Origin of the sequence: Rhizobium sp. ZPR4 (assembly GCF_040215725.1) — a bacterium.
Lineage (GTDB): Bacteria > Pseudomonadota > Alphaproteobacteria > Rhizobiales > Rhizobiaceae > Rhizobium > Rhizobium rhizogenes_D.
In genome coordinates this window covers 1,692,336-1,706,749 of sequence record NZ_CP157967.1, presented here as the reverse complement: position 1 = coordinate 1,706,749, position 14,414 = coordinate 1,692,336, and the positions used below count along the sequence as shown (strand labels likewise).

Annotated in this window: 15 protein-coding genes; 6 read left to right on the top strand and 9 right to left on the bottom strand. The window is 60.4% G+C overall.

Annotated elements, in window-relative coordinates; translation table 11 throughout:
• Positions 1-49: 49 nt before the first annotated feature.
• Positions 50-943, bottom strand: a complete 894-nt coding sequence (locus ABOK31_RS08395) for an NAD(P)-dependent oxidoreductase (protein ID WP_350019275.1) — start codon at positions 941-943, stop codon at positions 50-52.
• 246 nt (positions 944-1,189) lie between these two features.
• On the opposite strand from ABOK31_RS08395, the gene ABOK31_RS08390 reads away from it, so the two are divergent.
• From ABOK31_RS08390 to ABOK31_RS08375, 4 genes are all read left to right on the top strand, one after another.
• Complete coding sequence (locus tag ABOK31_RS08390; RefSeq protein WP_174179564.1) at positions 1,190-2,158, top strand: aliphatic sulfonate ABC transporter substrate-binding protein; 969 nt, start codon at positions 1,190-1,192, stop codon at positions 2,156-2,158.
• A gap of 193 nt (positions 2,159-2,351) precedes the next feature.
• Positions 2,352-3,527, top strand: coding sequence for an FMNH2-dependent alkanesulfonate monooxygenase (ssuD, locus tag ABOK31_RS08385; protein ID WP_174179562.1), 1,176 nt, complete (start codon positions 2,352-2,354; stop codon positions 3,525-3,527).
• A 24-nt stretch (positions 3,528-3,551) separates the two neighbouring features.
• Positions 3,552-4,388 (top strand): aliphatic sulfonate ABC transporter permease SsuC, encoded by an 837-nt coding sequence (gene ssuC / locus ABOK31_RS08380; protein ID WP_349958480.1) that lies wholly within the window; start codon positions 3,552-3,554, stop codon positions 4,386-4,388.
• A gap of 10 nt (positions 4,389-4,398) precedes the next feature.
• Positions 4,399-5,199, top strand: coding sequence for an ATP-binding cassette domain-containing protein (locus tag ABOK31_RS08375; RefSeq protein ID WP_349958478.1), 801 nt, complete (start codon positions 4,399-4,401; stop codon positions 5,197-5,199).
• Here the strand turns inward: ABOK31_RS08375 and ABOK31_RS08370 are convergent.
• The 4 genes from ABOK31_RS08370 to ABOK31_RS08355 form a co-directional block, all read right to left on the bottom strand.
• On the bottom strand, positions 5,196-5,672 hold the full coding sequence (locus ABOK31_RS08370) for an SRPBCC family protein (protein ID WP_349958477.1): 477 nt from the start codon (positions 5,670-5,672) through the stop codon (positions 5,196-5,198). The genes ABOK31_RS08375 and ABOK31_RS08370 overlap by 4 nt on opposite strands.
• Positions 5,669-6,013, bottom strand: coding sequence for a metalloregulator ArsR/SmtB family transcription factor (locus tag ABOK31_RS08365; protein WP_174179540.1), 345 nt, complete (start codon positions 6,011-6,013; stop codon positions 5,669-5,671). The genes ABOK31_RS08370 and ABOK31_RS08365 overlap by 4 nt, the downstream gene beginning before the upstream one ends.
• Positions 6,006-6,698: a glutathione S-transferase family protein gene (locus ABOK31_RS08360; protein ID WP_349958475.1), complete on the bottom strand. Its 693-nt coding sequence runs from the start codon at positions 6,696-6,698 to the stop codon at positions 6,006-6,008. Before ABOK31_RS08360 ends, ABOK31_RS08365 begins: the two co-directional genes overlap by 8 nt.
• A 122-nt stretch (positions 6,699-6,820) precedes the next feature.
• A complete protein-coding gene (locus ABOK31_RS08355; RefSeq protein ID WP_174179538.1) occupies positions 6,821-7,645 on the bottom strand; it encodes a methyltransferase domain-containing protein in 825 nt (274 codons plus the stop codon).
• A 149-nt stretch (positions 7,646-7,794) separates the two neighbouring features.
• Here ABOK31_RS08355 and ABOK31_RS08350 point away from each other — a divergent pair, with 149 nt between their 5' ends.
• Positions 7,795-8,520, top strand: a complete 726-nt coding sequence (locus ABOK31_RS08350) for a DUF2270 domain-containing protein (protein ID WP_349958473.1) — start codon at positions 7,795-7,797, stop codon at positions 8,518-8,520.
• Between the two features lie 32 nt (positions 8,521-8,552).
• Here ABOK31_RS08350 and ABOK31_RS08345 read toward each other — a convergent pair whose 3' ends face one another.
• From ABOK31_RS08345 to ABOK31_RS08330, 4 genes are all read right to left on the bottom strand, one after another.
• Positions 8,553-8,819, bottom strand: coding sequence for an aspartate-semialdehyde dehydrogenase (locus ABOK31_RS08345; RefSeq protein WP_075850725.1), 267 nt, complete (start codon positions 8,817-8,819; stop codon positions 8,553-8,555).
• A gap of 185 nt (positions 8,820-9,004) precedes the next feature.
• The gene (locus ABOK31_RS08340) at positions 9,005-9,835 is read right to left on the bottom strand and encodes an ABC transporter permease (RefSeq protein WP_174179534.1); all 831 of its coding nucleotides are present in this window, start codon (positions 9,833-9,835) and stop codon (positions 9,005-9,007) included.
• Complete coding sequence (locus tag ABOK31_RS08335; RefSeq protein WP_174179532.1) at positions 9,832-10,635, bottom strand: ABC transporter permease; 804 nt, start codon at positions 10,633-10,635, stop codon at positions 9,832-9,834. Before ABOK31_RS08335 ends, ABOK31_RS08340 begins: the two co-directional genes overlap by 4 nt.
• A 118-nt stretch (positions 10,636-10,753) precedes the next feature.
• Complete coding sequence (locus ABOK31_RS08330; RefSeq protein WP_174179530.1) at positions 10,754-11,536, bottom strand: lysine/arginine/ornithine ABC transporter substrate-binding protein; 783 nt, start codon at positions 11,534-11,536, stop codon at positions 10,754-10,756.
• A 359-nt stretch (positions 11,537-11,895) separates the two neighbouring features.
• Between ABOK31_RS08330 and ABOK31_RS08325 the strand changes: the two genes are divergently transcribed.
• Positions 11,896-14,382: an OmpA family protein gene (locus ABOK31_RS08325; protein WP_349958471.1), complete on the top strand. Its 2,487-nt coding sequence runs from the start codon at positions 11,896-11,898 to the stop codon at positions 14,380-14,382.
• Positions 14,383-14,414 lie beyond the last annotated feature (32 nt).

Here is a 14,414-nt window from a genome sequence, read left to right as displayed (position 1 = left end):
GAGCGCCGCTTTAAAGGGGCGCTCAGCAGATGCCGCCGATTTGCGGCTGTTACTTCTTGTCCAGGCGCGCGAGCAGCGAGGAGGTATCCCAACGGTTGCCTCCCATCGCCTGGACATCGCCGTAGAACTGGTCGACAAGCGCCGTGAGCGGCAGCTTGGCTTGGTTGCGGCGGGCTTCCTCCAGCACGATGCCGAGATCCTTGCGCATCCAGTCGACCGCAAAGCCGAAATCATATTTGCCTGAATTCATCGTCTTGTGGCGGTTTTCCATCTGCCAGGAGCCGGCAGCCCCCTTGGAAATGACCTCAACGACCTTTTCGATATCGAGGCCGGCCTGCTTACCGAAGTGAATGCCTTCGGCCAGGCCCTGGACGATACCGGCGATGCAGATCTGGTTGATCATCTTGGTCAGCTGACCGGCGCCGACCGATCCCATCAGGCCGACCATGCGGGCATAGGCGTCGATCACGGGGCGGGCCTTCTCGAACACGGCTTCATCGCCGCCGCACATGACGGTCAGTACGCCATTTTCGGCACCTGCCTGTCCGCCGGAGACCGGAGCGTCGATGAAGTCGACACCCTTTTCCTTGGCGGCGGCATAGAGTTCGCGGGCGACTTCGGCGCTTGCGGTCGTATTGTCGATGAGTATTGCGCCGGCTTTCATGGTTGAAAGGACGCCGTTCTCGCCCGTGGTCACCGAGCGCAGGTCGTCATCATTGCCGACGCAGGTGAAGACGAAGTCGGCGCCTGCAGCGGCTTCAGCCGGGGTAGTGGCGAATTTGCCGTCATATTGCCTGGCCCAGGCCTCGGCCTTGGCGACGGTGCGGTTATAGACAGTGACGTCATGCCCGCCCTTGACCTTCAAATGCCCGGCCATGGGATAACCCATGACGCCCATGCCGATGAACGAGACCTTTGCCATTTCATAACTCCCTGACCGAATTTGTTTCGAAGGCTTAGCGGAAAGGCCAGGGGGACGAAAGACCGATTTGTCGGGCAACTTGTCACCATGGCATATGATTTGAAATCTGATTTCTGTTTTTTGCTAATGTGGGAATGGAATTTCGTTGTTGGCGCGAATCTTCATAATATCCTTTGTCGATATAATCTATGGATTTGCGATCTTAAGCCATCGACAACGAGCCGATGGTGGCGGAAGCGCCGAGGCCTCATGAAAAAGGGATCTTCGATGATTTCGCGCAGACAGACACTCGGCCTTCTCGGCGCCACGGCGGCTGCCTTTGCATTGCCTTCCATCCGGCCGGCGCGGGCGGCAGCTGCGACGACGCTTCGGATCGGCTGGCAGAAGAATGGCGTCCTGGCATTGGCCAAGCGCAAGGGGGCACTGGAAAAGCGGCTCTCCGATCGCGGCATTTCGGTCGAATGGTCGGAATTCACATCCGGTCCGCCGCTGCTCGAAGCTCTCGGTGCCGGTGCGCTCGATTTCGGTGCTACGGGCGACGTGCCGCCGCTCTTCGCACAGGCTGCCAATGGCAATCTGCTCTATGTCGGCCTTTATACCGGCAGTCCCGAAAGTTCCGCCATTCTCGTGCGCAAGGATTCGCCGATCCAGACCCTTGCTGATCTCAAGGGAAAGAAGGTTGCCTTCAAGCGTGGCTCCAGCGCCCACAACGTCACCGTCAAGGCGCTGCGCAAGGGCGGGCTGACGATCAACGATATTCAGCCGCTCGATCTCGCCCCACCGGATGCATCTGCCGCGTTCAAGACAGGCGCGATCGACGCCTGGTCGATCTGGGACCCCTATCTTGCCATTGCCGAGGCGGATCCGGATACGCGTATCCTTGCGACTGCGCGCGGCATCGTCGATTCCTTCAGCTATTTCCTGGCGAACGGCGATTTTACCAAGGACAATCCGCAGGTCATCGTCGATGTCATCGATGAACTGGCCAAGGTGGGAGCGGCGGCGCAATCGAACTTGGATGGTACGATCACTGCCTTGTCCGAAATCACCGGCGTTCCAGCCGAGGTGACGCGGGTGACGCTGACGCGTCCAGGCGCCGATCTCGGCGGTGTTTCGACCATCACCGACGCGGCGGTGGCCTATCAGCAGGGATTGGCCGACGAATTCTATAATCTCGGCATCGTTCCGAAGAAGCTCAACGTCACGGACATTGTCTGGCGGCCGAAGGCGAGCTGAGGCTGACAAAGCCTGTAGATATCGTCCGCGCCCGAAACACTACGGACGCGGCCTTTATCGGCAAAAATATTTCGTCAAACACAGGCGATTAGAAAATCCATATTGTCGATATAATCAATAGTCTATGTCACTATCCGGGTCGAACATCGGGAGTGGCTCCCGACCACGCGCATCCAGAAAGCAGGAAAGCTTCATGACCGCGACCGCAAAACCCATCGATTTCCTTTGGTTCATTCCGACCTCCGGTGACGGCACCTATCTCGGCACGACCGATCTCAATCGTGGCCCGGAGATCGGCTATCTCCAGCAGATCGCGCAGGCGGTCGATCGGCTTGGTTATACCGGCGTGCTGCTTCCGACGGGTGTCTCCTGCGAAGAGTCTTTCGTGACGGCGGCCGCACTTTCGGCCCATACGCAGAAGCTGAAGTTCCTGGTGGCGATCCGTCCCGGTACGGCGTCGCCGGCCTATTATGCCCGTCTTGCCTCCACGCTCGATCGTGTCTCGAATGGCCGCGTGCTACTCAACATCGTCGTTGGCGGCAGCCCGGCCGAGCTCGCCGGCGACGGCATTCATCTCGAGCATGACGAGCGTTATGCCCATGCCGATGAATTCTTTCATGTCTGGGAGGAATTGCTGGAGACGGGATCGTCGACTTTCGAGGGCAAGTATATCAAGGCGACCAATGCAAGGCTTGGCCTACCGCCGGTGCAATCGCCGCGTCCGCCGCTTTATTTTGGTGGCTCCTCCGATGCCGGCATCGAGTTTTCAGTCGGCCGCGTCGACAAATATCTGACGTGGGGCGAGCCGCCGGCGCAGGTGGCTGAGAAAATTGCAAAAGTGCGGGCGGCGGCGGCCAAGCGCGGCCGCGAGGTCAGCTTTGGCATCCGCCTGCATTTCATTGTCCGCGAGACGGATGAGGAGGCATGGGCAGCGGCCGACAAGCTGATTTCCAAGCTCGATGACGAGACGATCCGCGAGGCGCAGGAACAGTTCGTCAAACAGTCCGATTCGGTCGGGCAGAAGCGCATGGCGGCGCTGCATGGCGGCCGGCGCGACAAGCTGGAAGTGTCGCCGAACCTCTGGGCCGGCGTCGGGCTGGTCCGTGCTGGTGCCGGTACGGCTCTGGTCGGTTCTCCCAAGACGGTGGCCGCAAGGCTGCGCGAATATCAGGAGCTTGGCATCGAAACTGTCATCGGCTCCGGCTATCCGCATCTGGAAGAAGCCTATCGTGTGGCAGAGCTTCTGTTCCCCGAACTGGGATTGAAGCGTGACGAGCAGCGCGCCGGGTTCCGCAACGAGTTCGGCGCCAAGCAGATCTTCGCCGGCGGCAGCCACGGCGGCAATCTGAAGGTCGTTTCCGGCTCTTAACGCCACCTCGGAAGGGAGATCCTCATGTCGGCATTCGACACATCCTTCGTCCACGTAGGCTCGGAACGCCGCACGCGTCCAGCCAAGGCAGCACGGCAGGCCATCTCGCTTCAGAGATTTCTGCCCTTCCTGCTGCCTGTCGTCGTCATTGCGGCATGGCAGCTCGGCTCGTCGTTCGGCTGGATCTCCACCCGCATCATGCCGTCGCCGGCGGCAGTCGTGGTCGCCTTCTGGCAGACCACGATCTCCGGCCAGCTGCCGAACAATATCCTCGTCAGCGCCGGCCGCGCTTTTGCCGGCCTGCTGGTCGGCGGCTCGATCGGCTTTCTCCTGGGCATCGCCAACGGTGTGTCCAGGCTTTCGGAGCAGCTGACCGACACGACGCTGCAGATGCTGCGCACCATTCCGCATCTTGCCATGGTGCCGCTCGTCATTCTCTGGTTCGGGATCGGCGAGGAATCGAAGCTGTTCCTGACGGCACTCGGCGTGCTTTTCCCGATCTATCTCAACACCTATCACGGCGTGCGCAATGTCGATCGCGGGCTGATCGAGATGGGGCGGGTCTATGGCATGAGCAACTGGACGCTGTTCCGGAAGGTCATCTTTCCGGGCGCGCTTCCATCCATCCTCGTCGGCCTGCGCTTCGCCCTCGGCATCATGTGGCTGACGCTCATCGTCGCTGAATCGATCGCGGCATCGTCAGGCATCGGCTACATGGCCAACAATGCCCGCGAGTTCGGCATGACCGATGTCGTCGTCCTGACGCTGGTCATCTACGCCATCCTCGGCAAGCTCGCCGATGTCGTCGCGCGGGCGATCGAGCGCAGAGCCTTGCGCTGGAACCCGGCCTATCAGAATTGAGGAGCCTGCCATGAGCGTCAACACACTCGAACGCCCACGGTCCAAAGCCGAGAACGCTGCTTCGCAGGTTGCGGGTGCTGCAGCCATCCATATCAAGGGACTGGAGAAGAGTTTCGGCAACAACCGTGTCCTGCGCGGTATCGATCTCGATATTCCCGCCGGCCAGTTCGTCGCCGTCATCGGCAAGAGCGGTTGCGGCAAGAGCACGCTGCTGCGTATCCTGATGGGGCTGGAAGAGCCGAGTACAGGTCATCTTCGGTTCGAGGCGGCTGATGGCAGCGACGCACGGCTGAATACGCGCATCGTCTTTCAGGAGCCACGCCTGTTGCCCTGGTTTTCCGTCGCCGACAATGTCGCGGTCGGGCTGGGCGAGGGCGTACCACAGGATATCTCGCGTAAGGAAACGGCTTCCGTTCTTTCCGAGGTGCAGCTGGCCGAGAAAGCCGGTGAATGGCCCTCCAGTCTTTCCGGCGGCCAGAAGCAGCGCGTGGCGCTTGCCCGAGCGCTCGTCAGCAGGCCCGGTATCCTCGCACTTGATGAGCCGCTCGGTGCGCTAGATGCCCTGACCCGCATCAGCATGCAGGAATTGCTGAACCGCGTCTGGCGCGAACTCGGCTTTACCGCCGTGCTTGTCACGCACGACGTCAGCGAGGCCGTGCATCTGGCCGATCGCGTCGTGGTGCTGGATGAGGGCCGGATCGTGCTCGATCTCGACATTCCCCATCCGCATCCGCGCCGCCACGGCAACCCGGCCTTGGCGGACCTTGAAGGGCAGCTGCTCGCGGCCATCCTCGGCGATGCGCGGGGCTAATTCACTCTCGCATCGTCGGCCTCGACGAAAAGTCGGAGATTGTCGAAGCCGATTTCCGTGCCCATGAGGCGCGAGCCGTTATCGCTGTAGCCGTCAAGAAAGACGACCTGTTCGACGAAGGTCATCCTCGTGCCGCCGGGCTCGGAGGCGAAGTTGACCGTTGCCAGCGAGACGGAAATTCTGAGGTCGTCGAGCATCATGTCGAAGGCATAGATGAAGCGCTCGTTCTGGATGACGTCGATATAGCGCGCCTGATAGGCATGCACGACGCCATCCGCCGAGGCGACGCGATTGCTCTCGCTGCCGCCGGTGCGGAAATCGAGCTGGAATTCCAGCGGCTTCCAGCCTTCATGACAGGCAAACCATTGCCGCTTCTGCTCGGGGGTTGCCCAGGCGTTGAAGACCTTCGATAGCGGTGCCTTGAAATGGCGCTCTATGGTGATGGTCGTATGGTCTGTCGATCGTTTGCTCATTCGTCTGCCATCTCCGTGGATGTATCCGCAAGAAAGAGATCCAGGCGGTCGAAGGCCTGATTCCAGGACGCCTTGCGTTCGGCAATCCATCGTTCAACGGATGCCAGCGCCTCCTTGCGCAAGTGATAGGTCCGCACTCGACCGGCCTTTTCCGACAGCACCAGTCCGCTCGTCTCAAGCACTTGCAGATGTTTCATCACTGTCGGCAGCGCCATATCCAGCGGCTGTGCCAGTTCAGTGACGGAGGCAGGTCCGCGTCCGAGCCGGTCGATCATGCCGCGCCGGCTCTGGTCGGAAAGGGCCTGGAACATGCGGTCGAGCGCCAGTGTTTCCTCAAGCATTCGGCTTTTCCGGCCGGAACTGCGCCGGCAGTTTCTCGCTGTAGGGATAAAAATGGAAATAGGGCATGGCTTCCTTCAGAACGCGTGCGAAGGACGGGCGATCGAGGAGACGCTGATAGTAAGCCTTCAGCCGGCCATGTTCTTCGCTAAAGGGAACCAGGGTTTCGGCATAGAATAGAGCCGGCGCTGCGGCGCAATCGGCCATGGTCAGATTGTCTCCGGTGATCCAGATTTTCCTGTCCAGCTGCCTTTCGATCATTCCATAGGCGGTGCGCAGCATGGTCTGGGCTGCGGACACGCCTTGAGGGCTCTGGTCCTTCTCAGCCCGGCGTACATCCGCGACGATCGCTTGCATCGGCTCCTGCACATAAAGATCGAAGAAGCGGTCCCAAAGCCGCACACATAGGGCATCGGACGGATCGATCGGCAGGAGCGGTTTTGCTCCCGGATAATGCCGATCGAGATATTCGATGATGATGCTGGTCTCGGGCACGGTGCTGTCGAGGGTTTCATCGCGCAGGACCGGAAACTTGGCGAGCGGCCAGAGGCGCACCAGCGAGGCGCGCGATTCCGCATTGCCGAGATCGATGATCCGGCTTTCGAAGGGCGTCCCGTTTTCATAGAGCGCCATCAGGACCTTATGGCAGAACGAGGCGAGCGGATGCTGATAGAGAATAAGGGACATGCGACGACCTTTCCGAAATCAAGGTTCGAGCTGATACTTATCTGAATGGCTAAGTATCAGCTCGGCGATCATCGCGCAAGGAAATAGTTATCCAAACGGATAACTATTCTGCTTCGGTCGTCTTAGTCGGCGAGCAGGCGCGCAATGACCAGGTGGCCTGGTGTCGGCTGGCCGTCTTCCATGCGGACGTTGATATCGGTGATTTCGATGAGTTCGAAGCCGGTCGCTTTCAGCCGTTCGCGCACATAGGCTTCGGAATGGGCGAAGCGCTGATGCGCGCCGACCATATAGGGGCGTCCGGTCATGGTCGCATCCGGCAGGGTTTCGGAGGAGAAGATGAAGAGACCGCCCGGTGTCATGTTTTCAGCCGCGCCGAAAAACAGCGGTTCCAGCGCGCCGAGATAGGGTAGGACATCGGTTGCGGTGATCAGATCGAAGGCGTCTTCGTCATTATCGTCGAGGAAATCCTCGACTTCGGCGACGAAGAGTGTCTCGTAGATGTCCTTTTCATGGGCGACTTCGACCATGTTTTCGGAAATGTCGATGCCGGTGATATCCTCGACGATATCGCGCAGCGTGCCGCCAGTAAGGCCCGTGCCGCAGCCAAGATCGAGCATGCGCTTGAAGGGGCCGAGGCCGAGCGCCTGCAGACGCTGGCGAACGAGCACCGGCACATGGTAGCCGAGCTGCTCCACCAGCACGTCCTCGAAAACCTCGGCATGCTGGTCGAACAGGGTCTCGACATAGGCGTCCGGCGCCTTGACCGGGGTCTCGCCGCGACCCATGGAGGCGATGCGAACGGCTGCGCCACCATGGTCTTCCGGATCGAGGGCCAGCACCTTCTCATAGGCCTGAACCGCCGCGTCGATATCGCCCGCCTTCTCCAGCGCCAATGCGTGGTTATAGGCTTCCGCCAGCGCGTCTTCGTCGATCTTCTTCTTTGCCATAGTTACAGGCCCTTCCTTTTGTCACGCAGGCATTAAGACGCTTGCTCAGCTTTTGCAATGCTTGCCGCACAGGCGCAGAATACCGCTTTCGGCAAAGGCGAGCTGGGGGTCGCTGTCCGGATAGAACAATAAATATGGGAGGAACGACAATGGATACCGAATTGACCGCGCCGAACCAAGCAGGCGGCGCGGTGGAGCGTGCGCGTCCCGCCTTGCCGGCGACGTCGGCAGAAGTCACCAACACATTGACCCATTATTATCGAGGTGAACTGGCGAGAATGACCAGCTGGCGTGACCGCATCGACCGGACGTCAAACTGGGCGATCACGGTGGTCGCGGCTCTGCTGTCCGTATCGCTGTCGACGCCATCGTCGCATCACGGCGTGCTTCTGTTCGGGATGATGCTGATCACGCTGTTGCTGATGATCGAGGCACGGCGATACCGCTTCTTCGACGTCTACCGTTCGCGGGTGCGGCAGCTTGAGCGGTACTATTTTGCGCAGATTCTGGCACCGCAAGCTGAGCTCAACTCGGACTGGACATTGCCGATCGCATCCAGCCTGCGGTCGCCGCGGCTATTGCTGAGCCATGCCGAAGCGATGCAGCGGCGGCTGCGGCGCAATTATTGCTGGATGTATGCGATCCTGCTGCTGGCGTGGATTCTGAAGATTTCGACGCCGAGGCTGCAGACGGACGGGCTGGCGCAGGAGCAGGCACATTCATGGGGTTATATTGCCGACAATGCGGCCCTCGGACCGATGCCCGGCTTCATTGTCATCATCCTCGTTGCAGCCTTTTATGCCGCGATTGTCTACGGCACGCTCCACCGCGGGCCGGATGATGGGGATTTCGTTCATGGCGAGGCGCATGTCTGATCGTGGCCAGGCACCACGTACTTGACCGATGCTCAGTGCAGGATGAATTCACCCTTCACCGCTCGCCATTCGGTCGCTGAAATCAGCTTGCGATGGACATAGCGCACGGAATGAAGCGGACCATCTAGCGTTTCCTGCCAGAATTTCAGGAATCCGCGCATTTCCGGGAAGTTCGGGGCGAGGTCATAGTCCTGCCAGATGTAGGTCTGGAGAAATTGCGGATGATCGGGCAGGCGGTAGAGGATCTGCGCCGTCGTCAACCCATAACCCTGCAACTGCTTTTGCATATCGTCGTGCATGAGCTTTCTCTTTCCGTTCCCATTTTTTCGTGACTCATGGTCACACAGATATGGAAACAGCTGATGGTAAACTCAAGCTTTACAAAACTGTCATGAAGACAATTTTATTCACAGAAATCAATGTGTTAGCAGCGGATTCATGGGAGTGCTGCCAAGCGCGACGCTTCTGCGGCGCGCTTGAAGGATCAGCGCTTGAGATGCCGGGTCAACCGGCCTTCCATCCGCGCCCAGCCGTTGCGCATGAACTCGACGATTACCAGGTAGAAAATCGCCGCCCAGAGATAGATCTGGTAATCGTAGGTGCGCGAGAATGCGTAGCGGGTCTCGCCCATAAGGTCGTAGACCGTGATGATGGAGACGGTGGCTGAGCTCTTGATCAGCAGGATGATTTCATTGCCGTAGGGTCGCAGCGCCACGATGAGCGCCTGGGGGATGATGATCTTGCGGAAGGCGATCCATGTATGGATGCCAAGCGCGCTCGCGGCTTCCGTCTGGCCTTTCGGCACGCTCTGAATGGCGCCTCGGACGATCTCCGTCTGATAGGCTGCGGTGTTCAAGGTCATGGCGAAGACGCCGCAATAGAAGGGGTCCTTGAAGAACCACCAGAGGCCGATATCCTCGAACAACCAGCGAAAGCTCGGGAAGCCGTAATAAACCATGAAAATCTGCGCCAGCAGCGGCGTGCCGCGGAACAGGTAGACATAGCAATAGGTCAGCGTGCTCAGAATCCTGTTGCTCGACATGCGGGCAAAGGCGAGCGGTATCGACAGGATCGCACCAAGCACAAAGGAAATCGCGACCAGCTTGACGGTGATCCAGAGGCCATGCAGGAGCCGGGGGCCATAGGTCTGGAGTTTGTCGGGGTCCCAGCCGGTGACGACCATCGAGATGAGAGCGATGCCGAGAATGGCCCATAGCGTCAGGAAGAAATAGCCTGCAATGGCGGATTTGGACAGTTTTCTGGCTGTTTTCGGCGGCGCAGGCTGCGCTGCGATCAGAACTTCGGCATGGCTCATCGGCGAACCTCCGCACGTTTGGCCCATCGATCGAGATAGAAGAGGCCGATCGAAGAAACCACGGCCAACGTCAGATAGAACAGGCAAGCGATTGAATAGAAGGTGAAGGGCGCCTTTGTGGAGCGCACCGCAATGCCCGTCTGCCTGATGATATCGGCAAGGCCGATGATCGAGACGTAGGACGTGTCCTTCAACAGGTTCATCCAGAGGTTTCCAAGGTTCGGCAGCGAGATGCGGACCAGTTGCGGCAGGATAATCAGCCGCATCGTGCGCACGCGATGAAAGCCAAGCGCATCGCCCGCCTCGTACTGGCCCTTGGGGATCGCCTTGAAGGCGGATACGAGCACTTCCGAGCAGTAGGCCGAGAAGACGATCGCCAGGGCGGTCATGCCGGCGGCGAAGGCATTGATCTCGATCGGGCCGTCATAGCCGAATTTGGCGAGCACCGACTGCAGCAAGATCTGCATTCCGTAGTAGATGATGAAAAGCGTCAGCAGCTCCGGCAGGCCGCGGAAAATCGTCGTGAATACGCCGGCAGCAAGTCGCAGCGACTTTTCTTCCGATTGCTGCGCGAGTGCGACGAAGAAACCGATGACCAGCCCGAGCGGCAGCGTCGCGACAGAGACGGCAATGGTGATCTTCAAACCACCGGCCAGCTCATCGCCCCAGCCGGTATCGCCGCAAGCCAGTATCGTGTTCTGGAAGAACACACTGAACAAACCGGCCGGACCACACAATGGGTCAAAAATCGTAGTCAACCAGGTCCAAAACGAACCGAGGGCGGAAAACAATCCGCTCATGCCATATTTCCCCTAGCGGCTTTTGCCGCGTTTCTGCTTATATTCTTCTCGTTGTCAAACAAAAACGGCGGAAGAGCAAGCTTCCGCCGTCGTCTTTTCCCAGGGAATCGACGGGCGATCAATCGCCGTAGACGTCGAAATCGAAGTACTTGTCCTGAATCTTCTTGTAGGTGCCGTCAGCGCGGATCGCGGCGATTGCGGCGTTCAGCTTGTCCTTGAGAGCCGCGTCACCCTTGCGGATGGCGATGCCGGCGCCGGCGCCGTTGACGACCGGGTCGATCTTCAGCGTGCCGAGCATCTTGCAGCAGCTGCCGGCATCCGACTTCACCCATTCCGACAGCACGACGACGTCGTCGATGGCGGCATCGATGCGGCCGTTGCCGAGATCGAGTTTGTATTCGTCGGCCGACGGATAGAGCTTCAGCTCGGCGTCCTTGAGATGGACGGTCGCATAATTGGCGTGCGTCGTGGAGGACTGGGCGCCGATCGACTTGCCCTTCAAGGCTTCATCGGTCGCTTCCTTGATGGTCGAATCCTTCGGAACGGCGATCGCCGGCGGCGTATTGTAGATCTTGTTGGTGAAGTCGACGATCTTCTCACGCTCCGGCGTGATCGACATGGAAGAGATGATCGCGTCGAACTTCTTGGCCTGCAGGGCCGGGATGATGCCGTCGAAATCCTGATTCACGAAGCTGCACTTTACTTTCATATTGTCGCAAAGCGCATTGGCTATATCGATGTCGAAGCCGACGAACTTGCCGCCAGCTTCCAGCGATTCGAAGGGCGGGTAGGTCGCGTCGGTGCCGAAGACGATCGTGTCGCCGTCGGCAAGCGCCGCACCGGCGACGAGCGACATCGCGGCGAAGGATGCAGCGGCAAAAAGACGAGTGGAGATGCGCATATTGACCCTCTCTGTTGGTGGCCGCCAGCCCATTATTGTTTTTGGCAGACGGCTCGAGTGGAGCGGGCCGGTGGCCCGCCTTGCGGCGATATTCGTACTTTTTTTCTGGAAAATGCAACTGGAATTACGAAGGCAACATGCCTTTGCGCGATGCAAGCACGCCACAGGGAAATCTGAACGAAAACCATCCACTGCGTTCAGCCAGGGTTAATTGCGGCAACCTAATAGTGCGGGAACATATAGCGGCTTGCCGCGATTCAGCCTCATGAGAACCGAAAATTGGCCGGGATCTTGGGGCAATCGCCTTGCCCGCTGAGATTCGCAATTCGGCGGACAAAGATCACAAGAGGAGATCCCATATGGGAAAGCGATCCAGACTATTTGCCAGCGCCGCGTTTCCACTGCTTTCGCTATCGCTCGCATTCGAGCCGGCAGCAGCCGCGGCACTTCGTGAACAGCCCGTCGCACCGCTTAGCAATGGCATCGTCGGCGCAGCCGCGACTGCTGCAGACGCAAGTGTCGAGGTGGCCCAACAGGAGGCGCCGGCAGCTCAGCCCGACGAAGAGCAGCTCAAGCACAAGAAGCCTGCCGAAGGCGGAGAGGGCCAGAAGCATCAGGGTGGCGGCGAGCAGCAGCACCAGATGAAGCAGGCCGAACCTGAAGGTGAGCCGCAGCAGAAGGCGCCGAAGCAGCAGCAGCCGGAAGCCCAGCCGCCGAAGGCCGAGCATCAGCAGCCTGCAGAGCAAGAGCAGCCGAAGCCGCAGAAGCAGCAGCCGGCCGCGGAGGCTCCGCCCGAGCCGAAGAAGCAGCACCAGCAACCGGCTGAAGAGCCTCAGGCACAGCCCGAAGCCAAACCGCAGCCTAAGGTCGCCGCTCCCGAGGCACAGCCAGAAGCACCGCAGCCGAAGCCGAAGGCCAAGCAGCCCGAAGCCAAGCAGCCGGCCGAAGCGCCGCAGCCAAAGGTAGAGCAGCAGCAACCTGCTACGGAAGCGCAGCCCGAGCCAAAGGCTAAGCCTGGTGCGAAGGTGCAGCAGCCGGCGTCGGCCGAGAAGCAGGCTCCTGCCGCGGGCGAACAGCAAAATCAGGAGGCTCAGCCTGGAAAGCAGGCGCAGCCCGAGCAGAGCACCAAGCCAAAGCAACAGGGTCAGACCGAGGCTCCGGCAAAGCAGCCCGCCGAGCAGCAGCCGGCGCCTGCCGGCGAGCCAGCCCAGGGACATAAGGCACAGCCAGGCACGCAGGCACAGCCCCAAACGCAGGGGCAGCCTGAAGCGCAGCCCGGGACACCGGCGGCGCCTGGCGCCCAGCAGGGGCAGAAGCAGGGTGGGGACAAGACCCACGGCAAACAGCCGCAGAACCAGCAGCAGGGCGAGCAGCCCGCCGCCAATCCGCAGCAGCCGGCCCAGCAGGGCACGCCACAAGGACAGCCCGCCCAAACCGGCAACCAGGCGGCGCCACAGCCCGGCAAGCAGCAGCCGGTCAATGGCGCCGCGACGCCGGCACAGGGTGGTGCAACGGCTCCCGCCGCCAACGGCAACGGCCAACAGGCTGGCGAAATCCAGGTGCCTCCCGCCGAGCAGGTCTCGCCGCAGGAGCTGGAGCGCCGCAAGAAGATCGCCGAGAATCCGGCTTCCGCCAACGGTCCTGTCATCCTGCCGGTTGAAAACGGCAGTGCCGTTCTCGACAGCCAGAAGGGTGCAGTTCGTCGGGGCGATCACCTGAACAACGGTCAGAACCCCGGCGCTCCGGGAGCACAGGGCGGTCGCGGACAGGCCGGCCAGGGTCAGGGCCAGAACGGGCAGGCACAGAACGCGCCCGGCCAGCAGCCGCCTCCGGCCTATACCAAGCCGCCGACCTCCGACGCCGAGGCTCAGCGCGTCACAGGCGGCGCTCAGGCGCAGCCGCCGGTGAAGATCGAAGCCGTGACCAGCGAGCAGGGTCGCCGGATCGATCGCCGGCCGGACTTTGCCCCGCCGCAGGGAACGACGGTCCAGACGATCATCAACCAGGACAACCGGACCATCGTGAATGTCGACAACACCTATGTCGTTCGTCACGATGACAGCGAGCGCTTCATTCGTGGCGGCGAGCGGCCGGTTTACGAACAGCTGCCGCGCGACCGCTATCGCGAGACGATCGATCAGCCCGATGGCGATCGCGTCGTCACGATACGCAATCGCTACGGCGACATCATCCAGCGCTCGCGCATCGACGCCAGCGGCCGTGAATATGTGCTGTTCTATTCGCCGGAGCTGGAAGATCGTCCTGACAATGACGATTACTTCCGCGATCCGGGCGACAACCTGCCGCCGATGCGCCTGCTCATTCCGTTGAGCCAGTACATCATCGACACGGCATCGAACCGCAATGCAGACTATTACGACTTCCTGCGCGAGCCGCCGGTCGAGCCGGTCGAGCGTATCTATTCGGTCAACGAAGTCCGTTATTCGGCTCGTATCCGCGACAAGATCCGCCGTATCGACCTCGATACCATCACCTTTGCGACGGGCAGTGCCGACATTCCGATGTCGCAGGCTAGCACGCTGCGCGGTGTTGCCGACGGCATCTCGAAGATCGTCAAGCGTGATCCGACCGAAACTTTCCTCATCGAAGGTCACACGGATGCTGTTGGCTCGGCCGAGAGCAACCTGATCCTGTCGGATCGCCGTGCCGAATCGGTCGCCAACGTGCTGACGGATGTCTACGGCATTCCGGCCGAAAACCTGGTCACCCAGGGCTATGGCGAGCAGTATCTCAAGGTGAATACGCTCGGCCCGTCACAGGAAAACCGACGCGTCACGATCCGCCGCATCACCCCGCTGGTGCGTCCGGTCGCATCCAATCAGTAAGTATTGGGCTGCATTCAGAACAGAGGCCGCCG